20 protein-coding genes are annotated in these 20,548 nt (G+C 69.9%); 7 read left to right on the forward strand and 13 right to left on the reverse strand.

The window, feature by feature from the left end; genetic code table 11:
* Window positions 1–4: 4 nt before the first annotated feature.
* Window positions 5–3,088 (reverse strand): DEAD/DEAH box helicase, encoded by a 3,084-nt coding sequence (locus tag AC54T1_RS04655; protein ID WP_496911201.1) that lies wholly within the window; start codon window positions 3,086–3,088, stop codon window positions 5–7.
* 187 nt (window positions 3,089–3,275) lie between these two features.
* On the opposite strand from AC54T1_RS04655, the gene AC54T1_RS04660 reads away from it, so the two are divergent.
* Window positions 3,276–3,578, forward strand: a complete 303-nt coding sequence (locus tag AC54T1_RS04660) for a hypothetical protein (protein ID WP_496911202.1) — start codon at window positions 3,276–3,278, stop codon at window positions 3,576–3,578.
* A gap of 201 nt (window positions 3,579–3,779) precedes the next feature.
* Complete coding sequence (locus AC54T1_RS04665; protein WP_496911203.1) at window positions 3,780–4,319, forward strand: hypothetical protein; 540 nt, start codon at window positions 3,780–3,782, stop codon at window positions 4,317–4,319.
* Between the two features lie 129 nt (window positions 4,320–4,448).
* On the opposite strand, the gene AC54T1_RS04670 is transcribed toward AC54T1_RS04665, so the two are convergent.
* Entirely contained in the window at window positions 4,449–6,122 is a 1,674-nt protein-coding gene (locus AC54T1_RS04670; protein WP_496911204.1) for a nuclease-related domain-containing DEAD/DEAH box helicase, read from the reverse strand.
* A 163-nt stretch (window positions 6,123–6,285) separates the two neighbouring features.
* On the opposite strand from AC54T1_RS04670, the gene AC54T1_RS04675 reads away from it, so the two are divergent.
* Together AC54T1_RS04675 and AC54T1_RS04680 are read left to right on the forward strand one after the other, a co-directional pair.
* Window positions 6,286–6,954 carry a hypothetical protein gene (locus tag AC54T1_RS04675; protein ID WP_484344167.1) on the forward strand — a complete coding sequence of 223 codons (669 nt, stop codon included), beginning with the start codon at window positions 6,286–6,288 and terminating at the stop codon, window positions 6,952–6,954.
* Window positions 6,955–7,237: 283 nt separating this feature from the next.
* Window positions 7,238–7,531 carry a hypothetical protein gene (locus AC54T1_RS04680; RefSeq protein ID WP_496911205.1) on the forward strand — a complete coding sequence of 98 codons (294 nt, stop codon included), beginning with the start codon at window positions 7,238–7,240 and terminating at the stop codon, window positions 7,529–7,531.
* Between the two features lie 16 nt (window positions 7,532–7,547).
* On the opposite strand, the gene AC54T1_RS04685 is transcribed toward AC54T1_RS04680, so the two are convergent.
* On the reverse strand, window positions 7,548–8,048 hold the full coding sequence (locus tag AC54T1_RS04685; protein ID WP_496911206.1) for a MarR family winged helix-turn-helix transcriptional regulator: 501 nt from the start codon (window positions 8,046–8,048) through the stop codon (window positions 7,548–7,550).
* Window positions 8,049–8,153: 105 nt separating this feature from the next.
* Between AC54T1_RS04685 and AC54T1_RS04690 the strand changes: the two genes are divergently transcribed.
* On the forward strand, window positions 8,154–11,324 hold the full coding sequence (locus AC54T1_RS04690; protein WP_496911207.1) for an efflux RND transporter permease subunit: 3,171 nt from the start codon (window positions 8,154–8,156) through the stop codon (window positions 11,322–11,324).
* 39 nt (window positions 11,325–11,363) lie between these two features.
* On the opposite strand, the gene AC54T1_RS04695 is transcribed toward AC54T1_RS04690, so the two are convergent.
* Window positions 11,364–12,374 carry an aldo/keto reductase gene (locus tag AC54T1_RS04695; RefSeq protein ID WP_496911208.1) on the reverse strand — a complete coding sequence of 337 codons (1,011 nt, stop codon included), beginning with the start codon at window positions 12,372–12,374 and terminating at the stop codon, window positions 11,364–11,366.
* Window position 12,375: 1 nt separating this feature from the next.
* Window positions 12,376–12,537: a hypothetical protein gene (locus AC54T1_RS04700; protein ID WP_484344172.1), complete on the reverse strand. Its 162-nt coding sequence runs from the start codon at window positions 12,535–12,537 to the stop codon at window positions 12,376–12,378.
* Between the two features lie 246 nt (window positions 12,538–12,783).
* Here AC54T1_RS04700 and AC54T1_RS04705 point away from each other — a divergent pair, with 246 nt between their 5' ends.
* Window positions 12,784–13,650, forward strand: a complete 867-nt coding sequence (locus AC54T1_RS04705) for an alpha/beta fold hydrolase (RefSeq protein WP_496911209.1) — start codon at window positions 12,784–12,786, stop codon at window positions 13,648–13,650.
* Here the strand turns inward: AC54T1_RS04705 and AC54T1_RS04710 are convergent.
* The 3 genes from AC54T1_RS04710 to AC54T1_RS04720 form a co-directional block, all read right to left on the reverse strand.
* Entirely contained in the window at window positions 13,647–14,711 is a 1,065-nt protein-coding gene (locus AC54T1_RS04710) for an NAD-dependent epimerase/dehydratase family protein (protein ID WP_496911210.1), read from the reverse strand. The two genes, AC54T1_RS04705 and AC54T1_RS04710, sit on opposite strands and share 4 nt — an antisense overlap.
* A 4-nt stretch (window positions 14,712–14,715) precedes the next feature.
* Window positions 14,716–15,954, reverse strand: coding sequence for a zinc-dependent alcohol dehydrogenase (locus tag AC54T1_RS04715; protein ID WP_484344175.1), 1,239 nt, complete (start codon window positions 15,952–15,954; stop codon window positions 14,716–14,718).
* Between the two features lie 100 nt (window positions 15,955–16,054).
* Window positions 16,055–16,225 (reverse strand): hypothetical protein, encoded by a 171-nt coding sequence (locus AC54T1_RS04720; RefSeq protein ID WP_484344176.1) that lies wholly within the window; start codon window positions 16,223–16,225, stop codon window positions 16,055–16,057.
* 252 nt (window positions 16,226–16,477) lie between these two features.
* Between AC54T1_RS04720 and AC54T1_RS04725 the strand changes: the two genes are divergently transcribed.
* Window positions 16,478–16,642 (forward strand): hypothetical protein, encoded by a 165-nt coding sequence (locus AC54T1_RS04725; protein ID WP_496911211.1) that lies wholly within the window; start codon window positions 16,478–16,480, stop codon window positions 16,640–16,642.
* 181 nt (window positions 16,643–16,823) lie between these two features.
* Here AC54T1_RS04725 and AC54T1_RS04730 read toward each other — a convergent pair whose 3' ends face one another.
* The 5 genes from AC54T1_RS04730 to AC54T1_RS04750 form a co-directional block, all read right to left on the reverse strand.
* Window positions 16,824–17,804: a TIGR01777 family oxidoreductase gene (locus tag AC54T1_RS04730; RefSeq protein ID WP_496911212.1), complete on the reverse strand. Its 981-nt coding sequence runs from the start codon at window positions 17,802–17,804 to the stop codon at window positions 16,824–16,826.
* Entirely contained in the window at window positions 17,801–18,493 is a 693-nt protein-coding gene (locus tag AC54T1_RS04735) for a TetR/AcrR family transcriptional regulator (RefSeq protein WP_496911213.1), read from the reverse strand. The genes AC54T1_RS04730 and AC54T1_RS04735 overlap by 4 nt, the downstream gene beginning before the upstream one ends.
* Window positions 18,494–18,620: 127 nt before the next feature.
* The gene (locus AC54T1_RS04740; RefSeq protein WP_496911214.1) at window positions 18,621–19,103 is read right to left on the reverse strand and encodes a protease inhibitor I42 family protein; all 483 of its coding nucleotides are present in this window, start codon (window positions 19,101–19,103) and stop codon (window positions 18,621–18,623) included.
* Window positions 19,100–19,849: an AIM24 family protein gene (locus AC54T1_RS04745; protein ID WP_484344181.1), complete on the reverse strand. Its 750-nt coding sequence runs from the start codon at window positions 19,847–19,849 to the stop codon at window positions 19,100–19,102. Before AC54T1_RS04745 ends, AC54T1_RS04740 begins: the two co-directional genes overlap by 4 nt.
* Before the next feature lie 12 nt (window positions 19,850–19,861).
* Complete coding sequence (locus tag AC54T1_RS04750) at window positions 19,862–20,548, reverse strand: AIM24 family protein (protein ID WP_484344182.1); 687 nt, start codon at window positions 20,546–20,548, stop codon at window positions 19,862–19,864.

Consider the following 20,548-nt stretch of genomic DNA (forward strand, 5'->3'; position numbering starts at 1 on the left):
TGAGTCACGAGGCGGCGACGCTCGCCTCCATGAACACGTCGGCGGGCATCGGTACCTCGAGCTCCCACGTGATCGCGATAGGACGGCTCCCCCGATGCTCGAGGTACCGAGCCAGACCGAGGCAGAGGTACGGCGCGGCGCCCAGCTCGTTCGACGAGGTGATTCGCGTGAAGATGAGGACCGATGTTCCACGTTGCGTGTGGTGGGTGTAACGCTGACCAGGTGCTGAGTCGATGCTCGTCGCATGCTGGGATTCCCAGTGGAAGCGGGTCAGGCTGATCGGATAGTCGCGGTACATGGTCTGAGGCGAGAAGTCCTTGGCATCTTTTCGGATCGTCGCAAGAAAGACATCAGTCTGGATGTCTGGGACCCAGACGACACCAGCGGCATGGCCTTTGGGGGAGCGCCCCGTCTCGGAGAACTCCGCCCAGCCTGTGGCAATCAAGATCTCTTCCCGGTGATACGTCGCATGTGCGTAGAGGGGAACGCCTGCGAGGTCTCCACGAAGGGAGCTCGTCAAGCGACGGCTGGCTTGAGTCACATGGGTGAGAAGCTCGCGGATCTCCGTGCAGACGGCAACGTTGGCCCGCAATCGGGACAAGCCATCAGCCAGGTCGGCCAAGCCCGTCCACGAAGGCCAGAGGATCGCCAGCAGCATGGCCGCGTATGTCCGCCCCCTGTCATCTAGCTCATCGACACGCGGGCCGTCAGGTGTGGCCAGGAGCGAGTAGTGGTGCGCGCGGTCGAGGTCGTCGACGAACGTCAACCGCCACAGCTTCTTGAGGAGGAGCGTCTCCTCCTCATTGCCTCGGGATCTGTCGAACCCGGCAGCCCGACGCAGGCCGGTCCAGGAACCCCCCTTGGCATACACATCAGCAACGGATCGTGCTGCGCGGGCTAGGTACTCGGAGAGACCGACGTCTCCGACATCCTGCAGCTCCCGGATCCGCTCCGCCTTCAACCCTCGCGTCGCCTGCCGGATGTTCGCGAGCACGACATCGCGACTCACCTCGTCGAGGACGATCTGAGCGCCCGACGGAAGATAGGCGAAGCCTTCTTCGACCTGTCGCTCGACGTCGCGGGCGGAGGTGCCGGTGAGGGCACGGAACTTGTCCGCAAATCGGAACTCACGGCGTTGCTGACCGATGAAGTCGAGCACCGTCAGGAGCGCCTTGCCATCGGTCCTGCGGAGGCCGCGCCCAAGCTGCTGCTGGAAGAGGATCGAGGATTCCGTCGGCCGCAGGAGAAGGAGCGTGTCGAGGCTTGGTATATCGACTCCCTCGTTGAACACGTCCACGGTGAAGATCGTCTGCACCGAACCTTCAGCAAGGCCGGAGAGGGCATCTGTGCGCTCTTCCGCCGGAGTCTGTCCTGTGACGGCGCGAGCACTGATTCCTGCAGTGTTGAACACGCCGGCCATGTAGTGCGCGTGCGCGACCGACACGCAGAAGCCGAGCGCCCGCATCGTTCGAGGATCTGCGACTCGATCGTGAAGCGCTGCGATGACGATTCGTGCTCGGGCATCATTCCCTGTGTAGACCTTGTCCAGTCCTCCTGTCGCATAGCCGCCTCGACGCCACTCGATGCGGGACAGATCGACCCCGTCAGCGACGCCGTAGTAGTGGAAGGGTGCGAGCAGGTCCTGGTCCAAGGCGTCCCAGAGGCGCAGCTCGAACGCCGATCGGCCGTCGAAGAAGTCCCTGACGTCGAAGCCGTCGCTACGTTCCGGCGTTGCCGTGAGCCCCAGGAGCTCCGTGGTCTCGAGGTGGTCGAGGATTGTCCGGTAGCTGGGTGCGGCGGCGTGATGAAACTCGTCGATGACAACGACCTCGAACGCGTCAACCGGCAGAGCGCGTATGGCGGCGGCAGACAGCGACTGCACCGATGCAAACACGTGCTTCCAGCGAGTCGGCTGCTTCCCACCCACGAGCAGCTCCCCGAAGCTGCCGTCTGCGAGCACCTCGCGGTAGGTGCGCAAAGCCTGTTCCAGAATCTCCTTGCGATGCGCCACAAACAGAAGCGTGGGGCGCTCGTGCCCATCGGAGCAGAGATTCCGGTAGTCGAGCGCAGCGACGACCGTCTTGCCCGTTCCGGTGGCGGCGACGAGGAGGTTCCGATGACGGTTATGCAGAGTGCGTTCGGCAGCGAGCGCTTCCAGCATCAAGAGCTGATGCGGCCGGGCGTGTACGTCGAGCCCGGAGATGATCTGGCCTGACGGCTCGCCCTGGGCGCGGCTCACCGCGGCATCGAAGCGCGCGCCGTCACGGTCAGGGTCGTAGCTTTCGAAGGACGGGTCGTTCCAGTACGTCTCGAACGTCGCCTCGAACTTTCTCACGAGAGCAGGAGTTGCCACGCTGGAGATGCGGACGTTCCACTCCAGACCATCGATCAGCGCGGTACGGGACAAGTTGGAGGACCCGATGAAGCCGGTGTCGTACCCAGACTCTCGTTGGATGAGCCACGCCTTGGCGTGCAAGCGTGTGCTGAGCGTGTCGTAGGAGACCTTGACCTGCGCACCGAGCTCGCGAACCAACAGGTCGAGAGCGCGCCGCTCGGTGACTCCTCGATAGGTCGTCGTGATGATCCTGAGAGGCACGTCGTTCTCTGCGAGTTCCGCGAGCTGATCCTTGATCACCCTGACGCCGGCGAAGCGGATGAACGCGCACAGCAGATCGACCTTGTCGGCACTGACGAGCTCAGTCTTCAGCTCGAAGCTCAGGCTTGGCTCCCCGGGAGAGTTGGTGAGGAGTGCCGTTTCGGAGAGTGGCGTGTGCGGCCGGCGATAGGTGCGTGACCGGAATCCCGTTCCTCGCTCAAGACGAACGAGTCGGTCCAGAGCAACCACGACATCCGCTTCGGAGCCATAGGTGCTCAATATCGAGTTGATCCACGACGCCTGGGACGCATGCTCCATCGCCGAAAGCTCGCGCTCAACCACTGTGGCGACGTGCCGTGCGAGTACCGCGGGCACCTCGGCCTGAGGAATGCTCTCGTACTGCGGGGACAGATCAAGTCCTGCGGCGATGAGTTCCTCCACACGGCTGGTGTGGACGGCATCATGGAGTCCTGGTGCAAACGGCTCGATCACCGGGCGAGCTTCGCACAGGCTCGGGGGAAGCATGAGGGTTCGCTGGCTTCTTCACCCCTGAGGAGAAGTGTCGGTGATGTGGGGAGACGTCGCCCTGGGCGGCTCTCACGCCTCCGCCGTGCCCCCACGCCTCCGCCTTCTTCAACCTCTCCCGCACCCAGTGGACGTCGTGCAGTGCCACGCACCCGTGCCGTTCGAGGAGGCCCAGCGTCTGCGCGACGAGGCGCTCACCTTCTGCACCGCGGACCTCCTTCAGGAGGTCGATGGCCCCGTGCTCAAGTACGGACTTCAGGAGATGCACGGAATGGCGCTGAGCCTGCCGGCCCGCCGAGCGGACCGTCCCGATCAGGAGCTCCTCGCCTGGCGCTACGAGCCCTTCGCGGCTCGCGCTCGCCAGCTGCGGTTCGCTGAAGCGCGGTTGCGCGCACCGTGGGGAGTTCTCCCCACGGGAGACTCTCCCCGTGACTGTTTGCTCCCGTACTGTCAGTGACTGACCGCTCGGCCGGATCGCGAAGAAAGACCGATAACGCACACCACAATACGCGGGACCACGGCGCGTGCTACGTGCGCCGCGGTGCTCACCGTGTGCGCGGTTGTCGTGCTGGCTGGGTGCGCCGACAGCGACACGCCTGCTGCCGCGCCGTCGCACCAGGTCGACAGCTCCGAGTCGCCCGACGACGTGTCGTCGAGCATGCCAGCTGAGGACCCGACGGTGGCCCCGACCATGCCAGCCGAGGACCCGACAGAGGCCCCGACCGTGGAGGGCGCAGACGGCGTCATCGACCTCACAGACGAGGCGAACGGGATCTACTTCAGCGATCTCCCCGACCTCGTCGGGGAGGAGGCCGCTGCGATGAACGCCGCGAACACCTATAACTACGACGACTGGCGGGCACTGCAGACGAACTCCGTGCCGGCGGAGCTCGCCCAGACGGTCGCTCCGCCTGTCCTCGCCTATCTCGAGGCGCAGGTCAACCGCCAGGTGTCCGAGGGCTACATGCTCTCGGGCACTGTCACGTTCACCTCCTCCCTGGTCGAGTACGGGGAGGACGTCGCTGTCGTCGAGACGTGTGTCGACCAGACCAAGGTCATGATTGCCGACGCGGACGACGGCATGATCACGGCTCCGGGAGGAGGCGCACCAGCCACCGCCCTAATCACGTTGGTGCTGACGAGAACGGCAGGGCCGTGGTCGGTCGCCCAGTACTCCGAAGCGGCTGAGCCATGCTGACGTCTCGGCGGTTCCGGTATTGCACACTGCTCGTCGCGCTCACGTAGTTGCTCGCGGGGGCACTGGTCGTACTCGTGCCCCCAGCGGCGATTGCTGGCGACTGCCGTCTCAAGGGTTGCCCACCTGCTCTCACGCCTCCGCGGTGCCCCACGCCTCCGCCTTCTTCAACCTCTCCCGCACCCCGCCCCCACCGATCTCCTCGATGACCCCGCGCGGCCCGACCACCACGAGCAGCGTCCGCGCCCGGGACAGCCCGGTGTAGAGCATCCGCTTCGCGCGCTCCATGTCCCGGAACCCGTTGACGGCGAGCACCACCACCGGCCGCTCCAGCCCTTTGAACCCGAGGACGTGGCCGTAGAACACGTCGTCCTCGGCGAAGAAGGCGTCCCAGTAGGCGGCGGTCCCGCCGGCGTCGACCTCGAGGACCTGCGCGGGGTGCCGGTGGTGGGTCGTGAGGAGGGCGATCTGCCCGGGTTGCCAGCCCTCGTCGAGCAGGGCTTCCACGGCGTCGTCGGCTGCGGGGACCGCGGCGTCGAGCGGGACGTCGACGAGGCGGACGGGTGGACCGTCGAGGCCCCGGGGTCGGACGTCCTCGTCAGACAGTGACCCGAACAGCTGGGCGATCTGCTTCGTCGAGCGGAGGTTCTCCTCGAGGCGCAGGGGCGGGAGGTCCACCGGCGCCTGGCCGTCACGGGCGAAGACCCGCTGAGCGTCGTCCATGAACACGAACAGGCCCCCGTGCTCCGGGTCGCGCATGCACCGCAGCAGCGACGGCCACCACAGGTCGCCGAAGTCCTGGGCCTCGTCGACCACCACGGAGTCGAAGAGGTCCGCCGCGCTGCGGCCCCCCGCCAGCTCACCGAGTTGGCGGGGGAGGTCCTGCTCCCAGTACACCGGATCGTCGTCGCAGCCCGGCTGCGCGCCCCAGGCGAGGGGCAGGTCGTGGAACAACCCGACGAATGACGGGCGCTCGCGTACTGGCCAGGTCTCGGTGATCCGTTGCAAGTACCGGCCGAGGCCGCGGGAGTAGCACAGCAGGGCGACACGGTCGCCCGCCCGTGCGCGCCGTCGGGCCTGCTCCAGTGCCAACCATGTCTTGCCGCTTCCGGCCCCACCGACGATCCGCATCCGCGGTAAGTTCGCCAGCATCGACAAAATTTTGGCCTGGTCACGCGTCATCTGCTCCAACCGCGTCTCATGCGTCGCCGCCAGGACCAGGCTTTCTGCCTGGCTCGGGAACCCGCCCGCCAGGAGGTCGATCAGCTCGACCATTCCCTCCGCCGTCAGGGGTGCCTGCCCCTGACCGTGATCCTCGATCGCCCTCTTGACCCGGCTCGCCACCGCGAACGGCTCCTCGAGCGTCGCACGGTCGACCATCGCCGTCCGGGGTAGGTCGAGCCCCAGCCAGGTGTCGCTCACATAGACGTGGGGGAGTGCCACGAGATGCGCCGTCCGAGCGGGCGCCGCCAGGCTGCCATGCTGGCGGAACAGGTTCTGCAGGGCGTGCCGCGCCGACTGCACCTGACCGACAGGGTCGATCCGGTGCCGCTTGGTGCCGCTGCCCTGGAACCACGCACCGTCCGCCCGCGTGACGTGCCCGCCTTTCGTCTCGACGGCCGCGATCCCGACCCCGGGCCACGCGACGAGGAGGTCGAGCTCGTGCTCCGACGCGCCGTCGAGCAGACGCACGCCGACGAAGAGCGCGACGTCGTCGGGCAGCTGCTCGCACAGCGCCTCCCAGACGGCACGCTCGGCTCCACCGTCGTCGGGGAAGTCGGGCTCGGCGGGGTAGAGGCGGGGCATGACGCCATGCTCACAGGCAGACCGGGCCCGTGGGAGGACCGCGCGGGTGAACTCTCACCGCCGGAGGAGGGAAGTTCTGCCCATCAAGCGCTCTCCCGTGCGAGCAGCCGCTCGCGTACTCTCGGCACAAGAACTGGGTCGGACCAACGGGAAGAGACGGACGATGCGGACCACCACAAGCAGCAGTGTGCATCTGGCGCGGGCTGCTGTCCTCACCGTGGCCGCCGTCCTCGCGATGACCGGCTGTGCCGACAGTGCGGCGCCCGATCCGGCGCCGTCGTCCACCCGGCCCAGCAGCGACGAGGCGGATGACAGGCCGACGGCGGAGCCGGCGACCGAACCGACACCGACCGCCGAGCCGAGCGACGCAGGAGGCGTCCTCGACCTCTCGGACGACGCGAACGGCATCTTCTTCGCGGAGCTCCCTGACGTCACGGGGGAAGAGGCAGCCGTGCTCAACGCCGCGAACACCTACAACCTCTTGGACTGGCGCGCGCTGCAGGCCAACGCGATCCCGGCCGAGCTCCCCGGCACCGTGGCGCCGCCGGTCCTGAGCTACCTTGAGAGCCAGGTGACCCGGCAGGTCGAGAACGGGAGCCACCTCGGCGGCGAGGTCACGTTCACCTCGGCGGTCGTCGAGCTGGCGGCCGACGTCGCGGTCGTGGAGACGTGCGTCGACCAGACGGGCATGACTGTCGTCCGGGCCGACGGCACCTCGATGACGTCGGCCGAGGCCGGGTCGCCGGGGACGGCTCTCGTCACGCTCACGCTGGCCGGCGGCGCCGGCGCCTGGGCCGTCAGCGGGTACTCGGATGTGGCGGCCCCGTGCTGACGGCGCCAGGACGACGCGCTCGTCTCCGGGCAGCCGTGCTCGTCGTCGGCGACCCACGGCATGGTGTTCGTCCCTGAGGGTCAGGAGCCGCCGGCCCCGGAGGTCTCCGTCGAGGTGCTGCGAGACATCGCACAGAATGCTCTGAGCCTCCCGCCGCCCACGGTGGACTGGAACCCCCGCCTCGAGGGGAACGCCGCGACGATCGTGAACCTCGACAGCTGGGTGTGGCTCGAGGACCCCACGACGGAGTACTCCGTCACAGCATCGGCGGGCGAACGCCGCGATGGTCGCCGCCGCCCTGCGGGACATGACGCTCAGTGCGCCCTACGCCGACGGCACGACCTGTGCCGGGACGGGGATCGCGTGGACCCCGGGTGCGACGTCGGACTGCAGCATCGTCTTCACCCGGTCCAGTGCGAACCAGCCCGACCCCAAGACCACACTGACCATCGCCACCGGCTGGGACACGACGTGGTCGGCGAACGGCGTCGACCAGGGGGCGCTCGACGGCCAGGTGATGACCACCCAGGTCGGCATCCCCGTGGCCGAGGCGCAGACCATCATCACCACGAGCTGAGCCGTCCGCACCGCCTCTAGCCGGCGGTTCCCGACGCTGCGTCGGCGGCCACCGACTCCATGGCCCGCAGCAGCGCGCCGATCCCCCGGGTGAGCATCCGCAGGTCGTCGAGCGCCATGCGCTCCAGCGGGGCACGGTCGATCTGCGGCTGGGCCGCGAGGAGGCAGCGGACCGTCGCGCGTCCCTGGGGGGTTGCCAGGACCCGGCGCACCCGCTGGTCGTCGGGGTCCTGGGTCCGCGTCGCCATGCCCTGGCTCGTGAGCCTGTCGAGGATCCCGGACATGGTCGCGACCGACACCCCGAGGGTCCCCGCGAGACCGTGGACGGTGTTGCCGTCCGTCTCGGTGACGAGGATGGCGAGCACCTTGAGCTGCTGCATCGTCAGGGGGATCGTCAGCAGCTGCTCGGTGACGCTCGGCATGGCCGTCGTCTCGAGTACCTCCTGCAGACGGGCCATCTCGGCGACGAGGTGCTCGCGCTCGTCGCCGCCGACGAGGTCTGCGCGCGTGTCTGTCATGTCTGTCCGTACCGTCCCTTGTCGCCCTATCCTTAGCCTCACCCTAACGTTCGTGTCAGACTAACCATCGAACGCTGGCAGTCTCTAACCCCCTGGTGGTCCCGCATGTCTGCACTTGCCCGACTGAGCCTCGCGAACCGCGCGCTCGTCGCCCTCATCACGCTCATGATCGCGGGGCTCGGCCTCTTCTCGGTGACGAACCTCAAGCAGGAGCTCATCCCGTCGATCGAGTTCCCCGCCACGGCCGTCATCACGCCGCTGCCGGGCGCGAGCCCCGAGATCGTCGACTCGGAGATCGGCGAACCGCTCTCGCGGGCGATCGCCACGCTGCCCGACGTCGAGGAGGTCGTCGCGACGTCGTCCAGCTCGCTGTCGATCATCGCCGTGACGTACACGTTCGGGGTCGACGCCACCGAGTTCAAGCGGTCCCTCGAGAGCGCCATCGACGTCGCCAGCGCCTCGCTGCCCGACGACGCGGCCCCGGAGGTCATCGCCGGCAGCATCGCGGACCTGCCGATCATGGCCATCGCCGCGTCGTCCGACGCGCCCGTCGCGGAGCTCTCCGCCGCGCTCGAGACCATCGCCGTCCCCGCCCTCGAGGACATCGACGGCGTCCGCGCCGTCACCGTGACCGGGGCGCAGACCGAGCGCATCGTCATCACGCCCGGACCGGGGTTCCTCGCCGCGGGCATCGGACCGCAGGACCTCACCGCCGCCCTCGAGGCCAACGGCATCACCCTGCCGGCCGGCACGATCTACGAGGACGGCCAGGAGATCTCCGTCCAGGCCGGGACCGCGCTCACGAGCCTCGAGGACCTCCAGGCGCTCCCGCTCGCCACCCCGACCGGCGTCGTCACGCTGGGTGAGGTCGCGGACGTCGCCGTCGTGCTCGAGGACCCGACCTCCATCACCCGGACCAACGGCGTGGAGAGCCTGTCGCTGTCCATCACCGCGACGGCCGACGCCGACCTCGTCGGCGTCTCCCACGAGGTCGAGGACGTCATCGCCGAGCTCACCCCCGAGCTGGGTGAGGGCGCCGAGCTCTCCATCCTGTTCAGCCAGGCCCCCTTCATCGAGGAGTCCATCGAGCACCTCGCCATCGAGGGCCTCCTCGGCCTGCTGTTCGCTGTCCTCGTCATCCTCGTGTTCCTCATGTCGGTGCGCGCCACCCTCGTGACCGCGATCTCGATCCCGCTGTCCGTCCTCGTGACGTTCACCGGCCTGTACGTGGGCGGGTACAGCCTCAACCTGCTGACCCTCGGCGCGCTGACCATCGCGATCGGGCGCGTCGTCGACGACTCGATCGTCGTCATCGAGAACATCAAGCGGCACCTCAGCTACGGCGAGCCGAAGATGTCCTCGATCCTCACGGGCGTGCGGGAGGTCGCTGCGGCGATCACGGCGTCGACACTCACGACGATCGCCGTGTTCCTGCCGATCGCTCTCGTCAGCGGCGTCGTCGGGGAGCTCTTCCGCCCGTTCGCGCTCACCGTCGCGATCGCCATGACGTCCTCGCTCGTCGTCGCCCTGACGATCGTGCCCGTGCTGTCCTACTGGTTCCTGCGCAGCCCCGCGCTCACCGAGCGCGCCGAGGGCGCCACGGACGCGGAGCACGCCGAGGCGCAGGCGCGAGCCGCAGCCGAGGCGCGCACCGCGGCGGAGGACAAGGAGCACAACGACGTCCTGCAGCGCGGGTACAAGCCGATCCTGCGTTCCACGCAGAAGCACCCCGTCATCACGGTCGTCGCGTCCGTGCTCATCCTCGTCATCACCGTCTCGCTCGTCCCGCTGCTCAAGGTCGACTTCCTCGGCAGCAGCGGGGAGAACGCCCTGAGCGTCACCCAGGAGTTCGAGCCCGGCACCGACCTCACGTCCGTGAGCGAGGGCGCCGCCGTCGTCGAGGACGCGCTCCTCGGGATCGACGGCGTCGAGCAGGTGTCCATGACCGCGGGCTCCAGCGGCGAGGGCTTCGCGGCCCTCCTCGGTGGCGGACCCAGCACCGCGACGTACACGGTGACCACGGACCCCGACGCCGACCAGGACGCGCTCGGCGCGGAGGTGCGCGAGAAGCTCGCGACCATCACCGACCAGGGGACCATCACCGTCCCCGAGGGCGGCGGCACCGCCGGGTTCTCGTCGACCGTCGACGTCACCGTCACCGCCACCGACGAGAGCGCCCTCGGCGACGCCGCAGACACCGTGCTCGCCGCGCTGCAGGACACCCCGGGTGCCACCGAGGTCGTCTCCGACCGTGTCGCCGAGCAGCCCACGCTGCAGATCGTCGTCGACCGGCCCGCGGCCCTCGAGCTCGGGCTCACCGAGATCCAGGTCGTCGGCATCGTCGCCGGGACGCTCTCCCCGCAGCCCGCGGGGTCCCTGCGGCTCGACGGTGACGACTACAGCATCTACCTCGAGACCGGGGCCGCTCCCACGACCACGGCCGAGATCGAGCAGCTCCCGCTGCCCACGGCCGCCGGCCTCGTGCCGCTCTCGCAGATCGCGTCCGTCGAGCAGGTCGACGTCGCCGCGGCCATCACCCGCCAGGAGGGTGACCTCGTCGCGACGATCTCCCTCACACCCGAGGAGGGTGAGCTCGGTCAGGTCACGCAGGAGGTCAACGCGACGCTCGCTGACCTCGACCTCCCGGCCGGTGTCGAGGCGAAGGTCGGTGGGCTCGCCGAGCTCCAGGGCGATTCGTTCAGCCAGCTGGGGCTCGCGATGCTCATCGCCATCGCGATCGTCTACCTGCTCATGGTCGCGACGTTCAAGTCCCTCGTGCAGCCGCTCATCCTGCTCGTGTCCATCCCGTTCGCCGCGACCGGCGCGATCGTCCTGCTGCTCGTCACCGGCAAGCCGCTCGGGGTGTCCGCGCTCATCGGTCTGCTCATGCTCATCGGGATCGTCGTCACCAACGCCATCGTCCTCATCGACCTCGTCAACCAGTACCGGCGACAGGGTCAGAGCGTCGAGGACGCCGTGTTCAACGGGGCGCGACAGCGTCTGCGGCCCATCGTCATGACGGCCCTCGCGACGATCTTCGCGCTCATCCCCATGGCGCTCGGGGTGACCGGGTCCTCCGGGTTCATCTCCCAGGACCTCGCGATCGTCGTCATCGGCGGGCTGCTGTCCTCCACCGTGCTCACCCTCGTCCTCGTGCCGGTGCTCTACCGGCTCGTCGAGGGTCGCCGCAGGAAGCGACCCACGGAGGAGGCCCCGGCCGATGCTGTCAGCGGCGGGACCGACGGGAGCCTCGCCACCGCGAAGCACAGCGCGTGACGACCACGGCGGGCGGGCCCAGCGGCCCGCCCGCCGTGCTCATTCGTCGATCGAGGACATGTCGCTGTACCGGGCGCCCTGCACCGAGCCCCGGGGAACGGCCTCCTCGATCGCGACGAGGTCGCGCTCGGAGAGCTCGACCGCGGCCGCTGCGACGTTCTCCTCCAGGTACCGGACCCGCTTGGTCCCAGGGATCGGGACGACGTCGTCGCCCTGCGCCAGCACCCACGCGAGGGCGAGCTGGCCGGCCGTGAGGCCCATGACGTCCGCGATCGCGGCGAGCGCCTCGACGAGCCGCATGTTCGACGCGTACGCCTCCCCGTGGAACCGTGGGAAGCGTGCCGAGCGTCGGGAGTCGTCCTCGGTCAGCGCCTCGGGCTTCAGGGCCCCCGTGAGGATGCCGCGACCGAGCGGGGAATAGGGGACGAGCCCGATCCCCAGCTCGCGGAGGGTCGGCAGGATCTCGTCCTCGATGTCCCGCGTGAACAGCGAGTACTCCGTCTGCAGCGCGGTGATCGGGTGCACCTGCTGCGCGGCGCGGATCGTGCGGGCCGACGCCTCGGAGAGCCCGAGGTGACGCACCTTCCCCGCAGCGACGAGCTCCGCCATGGCGCCCACCGTCTCCTCGATCGGCACGGTCTTGTCCACGCGGTGCTGGTAGTACAGGTCGATGTGGTCGACACCGAGCCGGGCGAGCGAGGCGTCGCAGGCGGCCCGCACGTACTCCGGGCGGCCGTTGATCCCCAGGCGGGTGCCGTCGGGCAGGCGCTCGTTGCCGAACTTCGTCGCCAGCTGCACCTCGGCGCGTCTGCCGGCGATCGCCGTGCCCACGAGTCGTTCGTTGGTGAACGGCCCGTACATGTCGGCGGTGTCGATGAACGTCACCCCGAGGTCGAGCGCGCGCCGGATCGTCGCGACGGCGCCCGCCTCGTCGGCCGTGCCGTAGAACTCGGACATCCCCATGCAGCCCAGCCCGAGGCTGGACACGGTGAGGGACGACGTCGTGCCCAGGGTGCGGGTGCCGACGCTCGCGCCGGGCGCCGCAGCCATGTCAGCGACGCCGGCCGACGGCGTTCAGCGCCTGCGACAGGCTCGTCGGGCGACCGCCGTTGTTCTTCTCGGAGGAGGCGGCGACGCGGCGGGCGACCCACCGACCGGCCATGGCGACGAGCCCGACCACGGCGAAGGAACGAACTCTGCGGACGAGACCCATGCTGACTCCCGGGGGGACGGTGCGGCTCCTGAGGACGGGGCCGGCTGTCCCCCTAGTCTCGGTCGTCGCGGGCCCGCGTGCCTCTCGGCGCGCTGGGCACGCGCGGCCCGGCGCTCCGCCCGGGGGAGGAGGCCCTCCACGATTCATTCACCCTGAGGGGGTTCCTCGGAGGAATGTCCAGTTCGTACGGTTGTCCCACCGGGAGGGCGCCCTGCCTCTCCGTGCCGCAGCCTGCCAGGAGCCGCCATGCCGTTCGTCGCCGTCGGGACCGAGAACCTCGCCGACATCCATCTCTACTACGAGGACCACGGCCCCCTCGACGCTGCACCGGTCGTCCTCATCCATGGCTACCCCCTCGACGGGCGGTCCTGGGAGCACCAGACCCGCGTCCTGCTGGAGGCGGGCCACCGCGTCGTCACCTATGACCGACGAGGGTTCGGCCGCTCCGGGCACGCGGCCACAGGGTACGACTACGACACGTACACGGCCGACCTCGCGGTGCTGCTCGAGCACCTCGACCTCCTGGGGGTCACGCTCGTCGGGTTCGCCATGGGTGCCGGAGAGGTCGCTCGGTACGTCTGCGCGTACGGCACGCGGCGCCTGAGCCGGCTCGCGTTCCTCGCCGGTCTCACGCCGTACCTCCTCGAGACGCCGGACAACCCCGGGGGTATCCCGCAGGACGTGTTCGACGACATCGCCGTGACCGCCCGCGCCGACCGGTTCGCGTGGTTCACCGCGTTCCTCGAGAACGTCTACAACCTCGACGAGACCCTCGGGAGGACGGTGAGCGAGGAGGCGGTCCGTGCGAGCTGGGCGACCGCCGCGTCGAGCGCGCCCGACGCCGCCTACTCCGTGGTGCCGGCCTGGCTCACCGACTTCCGGGGTGACATCGACGCCGTCCGTGACGCCGGCCTCCCCACGCTCATCCTGCACGGGACGGAGGACCGCATCCTCCCGATCGAGGTGACGGCCCACCCGTTCCGGGACGCGCTGCCCGAGGCGACGTACGTCGAGATCGAGGGCGCTCCGCACGGCCTGCTGTGGACGCACGCGCGCGAGGTCAATGCAGCGCTCACGGCCCTCCTCGCCGAGGAGCGCGCGCCGGTCCGCTAGATCGGTGGCCGTTCCGGCTCGCCGTCGGGCCGCAGCGGCACGCTGCCCGTCCCGCGACCGCTGGCGATGCCGTCGAGCACCTCGCTGAGCGTGACCTCGGCGCTGCGGGTCGGGCGCCATCCGAGCTCCCGGCGGGCACGCGAGGTGTCCATGAGCGGGGCGCCCATGCCGAGGTCCACCCAGCCGGGGTCGGTGGGGATGAGGTGGGCCGCGTAGGCCGCCCAGACGGCCCGCCGCACGAGCCCCGGCGGGACCTGCACGAAGGGTCCGCGCCCGACGACCCGCGCGAGGTCCTCGGCGTGGAGCACGGGGTCCGTCGCGATGTTGAACGCTCCCGGGGCCTGGTGGAGGATCGCCTGCAGGTACGCCTGCGCGACGTCGTCGGCGTGCACCACCTGCAGCCGGATGCCGGTCGGCAACGGCACCACGGGCAGCGATCCCGGTCGCAGCAGCCCGCGGGGGACGATCCCGCCGAGGAAGTAGCGGCGGATCCCCGAGCCCGCGTCCTCCTGGAAGATCAGCGCGGGCCGCACCCGGGAGACGACCATCGTCGGGTGCACGCGCTCGAGGTCGTCGAGGATCTGCTCCTGCGCCACCTTGTCCACGCTGTAGTGCGAGGTCGGCATGCCGTGGCGGTCCCACGACTCGTCGCGCAGCACGTCGTCGTCGACGGCCGAGTACACGCCCACGGACGATGCCACGACGAGGTGGGGGACGTTGACCTGTGCGGCGGCGCGCGCGACGCGCGCGGTGCCACCGACGTTCGCGCGCCGCAGCAGGTCACGGTCCCGGTTGGGCTGGATGAGCCACGCGAGGTGCACGACGGCGTCCGCGCCCGCGAGCAGCGCGGCGAGCTCGGTGACGTAGGCGTCCTCGTCGGCGGTCGGCACCTCGCGGGCCACGTCGAACGTGGCCCACCCGGCCGAGCCGTACGGCTCGACCGAGAGGTCCGGCACCCTGCGGGCCACGCCGAGCACGGAGGTGATCCGTGGCTCGGCGGCCAGGGCCCGCAGGAGCGCCGTACCCGAGTTGCCGGACGCACCGACGACGACGACCCTCACGTCATCAGACCCCGGTCACCGGGGCAGTCTCGGCCGGTGCCTTCGTCGCGGGGAGCGACGGGTCGAGCACGACCTTGATGCAACCGTCCTCCTTCTTCTGGAACATCGAGTACGCGCCCGGTGCGTCCTCGAGCGGGAGGCGGTGGGTGCGCAGGTCGAGGACACCGAGCGGGTCGGAGGAGTCGCTCACGAGGGGCAGCACGTCGTCGATCCAGCGACGCACGTTGGCCTGGCCCATGCGCATGGTCAGCTGCTTGTCGAACATCTCCATCATCGGCATCGGGTCGACCGCGCCGCCGTACACGCCGGACAGCGACACGGTGCCGCCGCGGCGCACCACGGAGATGGACGCGTGGAGGGCTGCGAGCCGGTCGATCCCGAGCTTCTTGATCATCGGCTTCGCGATCGCGTCCGGCAGGAACCCCGCCCCGAGCTGGACACCCTTGGCGATCGGCGACCCGTGGGCCTCCATCCCGACGGCGTCGATGACGGAGTCGGTGCCCCGGCCGGACGTCAGCTGGCGCACGGCGTCCGGCAGGTCGGAGCACTCGCGCAGGTCGATCGTGTCGATGCCGTGCCGGCGCGCCATCTCCAGGCGTGCGGTGACCCGGTCGACCCCGATCACCTGGCTGGCGCCGAGGTGCCGTGCGATGCGGGCGCTCATCTGCCCGATCGGCCCCAGGCCCATGACGGTCACGGTCCCGCCGGCCGGGATGTCCGCGTACTGCACGGCCTGCCAGGCGGTCGGTACGACGTCGGAGAGATAGAGGTAGCGCTCGTCGGGCTCGCCGTCGTCGGGCACCACGACCGGGCCGTAGTGCGCCTGCGGGACCCGGAGGTACTCGGCCTGTCCGCCCGGGACCTGCCCGTAGAGCTTGGTGTACCCCAGCAGGGCGGCGCCCTTGTCCTGGCTCCGTGTCTGCGTCGTCTCGCACTGCGACTGCAGGCCGCGCGTGCACATCCAGCAGGACCCGCACGAGATGTTGAACGGCACGACGACGCGGTCGCCGGGGCGGATGTGCGTGACGTCCGGTCCGACCTCCTCGACGATGCCCATGGGCTCGTGACCGAGGACGTCACCGACGTCGATGAACGCCCCCAGGACGGAGTACAGGTGCAGGTCCGACCCGCAGATCGCCGTCGAGGTGACGCGGACGATCGCGTCGGTCGGCTCCTTGATCGTGGGGTCGGGGACCGTCTCGACAGAGACGTTCTCGGTGCCTTGCCAGGTGAGTGCGCGCACTGGGTCCTCCGGGGGTCAGTGGGTGGTTCAGATCGTCGCGAGGCCTCGGTGCGGCTGAGCACAGAGGTCGGTGCCCGCCACGCGGGCGGGCACCGCGGGGTCAGTCGGAGGTCTTGGCGGGGTCGTCCTCGCCCTCGGCCTTGTCAGGCTGCGTGGTGTGCGCGGAGCTGAGGCTGGCCGGGTCGGAGTCGGGGTCCTTCGACGGGTCGTACGGCTCCTCCGAGGGGACGTTCTGGGAGCTGTTCGCGTCCGTGCTGGTGCTGTCGGTCATGGGATCGCCTCTCGTCAGGTGGAGTCGTCGCGAAGGGATCACGGACGACGTCGGCTGGTCCTCCACCGTGCCTCGTCGTGCGGGTGCTCGCATCTCGAGCCTCTGTGTGTGTCCCTCGACCATGGCTGCGTGCGGGTGGGCTTCGCACGGGCCTGCACCGTTCCGGGACGCGCTGCACGTCCGGAGGGTGAATCTCGCCGACAGGTTCGTCGGTGGCTCACGGCGACCGACGAAGCTGCCGATGGTCCTGATGTGACGCACGGCACGCCGAGCAGCCTCCGGCCCGTCTCCGAGCAGCCGGCCGGGACTCCCCCCACCCCACCGGTGCGCAGGAGCGTGCGGCGGGCCGTGCGTCATTGGACGGCGATGGTCTTCGTCGTCGAGGTGGGGATCGTCGCCGTTCTCCTGCTGCGGTAGGAGGCCTTTGCCGCGCTGCCGCCGTCCGGCGTCGTCGCGGCGGGGCTGGTTCCGGGACGCCGGGCCGAGGAGATCTCCGGACGCCCTGCACCGGGAGATGGCCCCGGGAGATGGGCCGGGAGATGGAAACGACGCGAGCCCCAGGGGGAGTGGCTCGCGTCGTTAGGTCAATGATGACGTTTCACATACCCGCGGTCAACTCGGTGGGCGTGATCTCACCCACGGTCGCGGGAGCCCGGCGACCTGCACCGGTTCGGCCCGTATCGACAATTTCGCGCAGAGCACCCGGTAGGACCGGGTATGCGAACGTGAAACCCGAGTCCCGGAGAGCTCCCGGATCGACCCAGCGGCTCTTGCGCACGAGCTCCGCCTCGGTCCGGACGAGCCTCGCCCCGAGCTCGAGCAGCCACGCCGGGGTCGGGATCCCGACGCGACGACCGACGGCAGCGCGGACCTCGGACATGAGCTCGGCGTTGGTGACCGGGTGGGGAGCAGCGACGTTGACCGGCCCCGAGATCTCCTCGTGGGTGTAGAGGTGGCTGATCGCGTCGACGACGTCGTCCACGTGCACCCAGCTGAAGACCTGGTCGCCGTCGCTCATCCGTCCTCCGAGGCCCAGTCGCGCGAGAGTGAGGACCGGCGCGATCGCGCCCCCGCCCGCGCCGAGCACGATCGCGATGCGCAGCGCCACCTTCCGCACGTGGGTCGGTGCCGAGAAGAGCTCGTGCTCCCACGCGCGGGCGACCGCGACCGACAGTCCCGTCCCGAGCTCGCCGGTCGTCTCGTCCATCGGGCGGTCGCGGGCGTCACGGTAGATGGTCCCGGTGCTCGCGTTCGCCCACAGCCGCGGCGGCTCCTCGATGCGGGCGAGTGCGCGGCCGAGCGCTGCCGTCGTCTCGACGCGCGACGAGAAGATCTCGTCCACCGTGCGCTTGGTGTACCGGCAGCTCACGGACCGGCCCGCGAGGTTGACGAGGAGGTCCGTGCCGGCGAGCACGCGGTCCAGCGCGGCGTCGTCGTGCCAGTCGGCGTCGTCCGACGCGCGGCGCCCGATGGTCCGGACGTGCGTGCCGGCGGCGCGCAGCCGCGCGACGAGGTGCTTCCCGATGAAGCCGGACGCCCCGGCGACGACCGCGACGGCGGGGGTGGGGCTCGTGCTCATGAGGACTCCGAGGAGGTGAGGTCACGCGTGGGCGGTACGGTGAGGGTGGTGACGAGCTGGACGACGTCGTCGACGAGGCCGCGGGCGACGGGGAGCCGGGAGAGGTTCACGGCCCGCGCGACGAGCGGCGCCAGGCGGTCGACGAGTGTCCGTGTCCGGGCCTGCCCGGCCGAGGGGTCCATGACCCAGTGCAGGGTGACGCCGAGGTAGGTGAACCACAGGAGCGTCGGAAGCTGCTTGCGCAGGGCCGCGGAGGGGTGGTGCCGGGACAGGGCCACTGCCTCGCCCATGAGGTCGACGGCCATGGTGCGGGCCTCGCTCGAGCCGGCGGCGAACGGGCTCGTCCGGGACGCCGTGGGCAGCGCGATCTGCACGAACGACGTGCCGAACCCGTGGTAAGGCGCCATGACGTCGAGGCCCGTGTGCAGGACGGTGCGCAGGTTCGCGGCCAGCGGCGCGTTGCGGCGCAGGGCCGGGACGGCGAGAGCCCGGTGCTCGCGCTGGACGGTGAGGTAGAGCTCGTGGACGAGCTCGTCCTTGCCTGCGAAGTAGTAGTAGGCGTTGCCGAGCGAGACGCCGGCCTCCGACGCGATGCGCCGCATCGTCGTGCCCTGGAAGCCTTGCTCCCGGAAGAGCCTGAGCGCCGTCGTGACGAGGACCTCCCTCGTGCTGGTATCCGCACCTGTCATCGGGACCTCCGAGTTGAACGCGTTCAAGAAACCTAGCACGCACGGTTTGAACGTGTTCAGGGGACGCGGGTCCGCACGCCGCCGGCCTCGAGCACCACGCGCCCCGCACGGGACATGGTCGGTGGGGTCAGACGACGGTGACGGTGAGCTCGAGGGTCGACGGCCCGCCCTCGTAGTCGGTGTCCGTGGACCCGCGGTAGCTGTACTGGAAGGTCACCGTCGTCGTGCCCGGCCCGACGGCGTCGAACGCGTACTGCAGGGCCGTCCGGTGGCCCACCTCGCCGTCCTCGCCGAGGTAGTCCGCCTCCTCCTCGGAGGGGCTGAGCACCGCGGGGTCGGGCTCGGTGGTCACCTGCCAGTCGTCCCCGACCGAGGTGTTGATCTCACCGAGGTCGACGACGAGCGTCTGGCCGACCGCCATCTCGACGGACCCGTCGGTGACCTCGACGACGACGTCGTCGTCCGCGGCTGCCGTCGTCGCGGCGGACGTCGGCCCGAAGGGCGGCCACGGTGCGGGCTCCTCGCCGTCCCCGGAGCACCCGGCCAGGGTTGCCGCGACGAGGAGGGCGGCTGCGAGCGCGGCCGCCCGCCCCGGGGCGACCCCCGTCACTGCTGCTGGCTCAGCCGCGCGCCGATCGACCGGTGGAGCTGCTGCAGGCCCACCTGCCCGAGCTGCACGGTCTCGGACTCGATGTGCTGGAGCAGGTGGTTGTCGTCGATGACCTTCTCGCTCGACTGGATGAGGACCGTGCCGGTCCCCGTGAAGTCGAACTGGCGCTCCTCGCCGGACGTGACGCCGAGCAACCCCGACACCGCACCCAGGTGGTGCTCCATCCAGGCCGCGTCGAAGTGGTGCGACGGCGACGGGCAGTCGGCCCAGCCGACGAGCGCCTCCGGGTCGATCCGCAGGGGCGGCTCGGCGAACATCACCGGGCCGTTGGAGGAGGCGAGGAACTTCCCGGTGCCGAGGAGGGTGAGAAATCCCGGGACGATCGACTGCTTGAGGTTCAACCCCGGCTCGAACGCGAGGAGGTTCGCGGCCCGGATCGTGAGGTTGGCGTCCTCGAGGTCGTAGGAGTTGATGTTGTAGCCCCGGTCGCCGAGGATGAGCTTGCCCCGGCCCTGGGCCAGCACCCAGTCGTTGGCGTAGAGCGGCGAGGAGAACCGGCTGGCGACGAGGGCCGTGAGACTCGTCCTGCTCAGGGGCTCGAACCGCACGTCGCCGTAGTACGCGATCATCGCGCCCTTCGACGTGAACCACGGGTCGCCGCCGAGCTCGACGCAGAAGGCGTAGTCGTTGCCCGGGAGGTTGTCGTTGACCGGCAGGGTCGTGGGGTTGTGGATCTCGATGGTCATGATGTGCCGTCCCTAGAACTTCTGCTCGGACGCCTGGACCCACACGGTGCCCTGTCCGGTGAGCTTGAGCTGCATGGCTTCTCCGGACCCGCGCCCGACGACGTCGCGGAAGCCGACGTTCGCGGACAGGTCGACGGTGATGTTCCCGAGGTGTCCCACGTAGGCCTGCGGGTCGACGACGACCTCGCCGGAGTAGCCACCGACCTGCAGCGGGATGCACCCGCCGTGGGACAGGACGGCGACGGTCCCGTGACCCGTGAGCTGGGTGGTGAACAGGCCCTGCCCGGTGACGGCGCCCCGGACCGCACCGCGCACCCCGCCCTGGGAGGCGATGGGCACGATGGCGGTCTGCAGGTTGCCCTCGTAGGCGAGGAGGCGGTCGGCCTCGACCGTGAGGACGGACGAGCCGTCCATCGGGATGAGCTCGATGTACAGGCCGCGGTGGCCGTAGTACACCTCGCCCGCGCCCTGTGCTGCCATGAGGGCGACGTGCTCACCCTGCATCATGCGTCCGGCGATCCCGGCCATGCCGGAGACGGCGCCGCCGAAGCCTCCGCCGCCGTACCCGCCGCCCAGGCTGTGCGGGGCGAACATGACGTCCCCGGTGTAGTAGAGCATCGCGCCCTTGCGGGCGAGGACCGCCTGGCCCGGCTGCAGGACCGTCTTGAGGACCTTGCCGTTCTCGAGCTCCATCGTCAT

This window comes from Sanguibacter sp. Z41_6 (assembly GCF_059621145.1).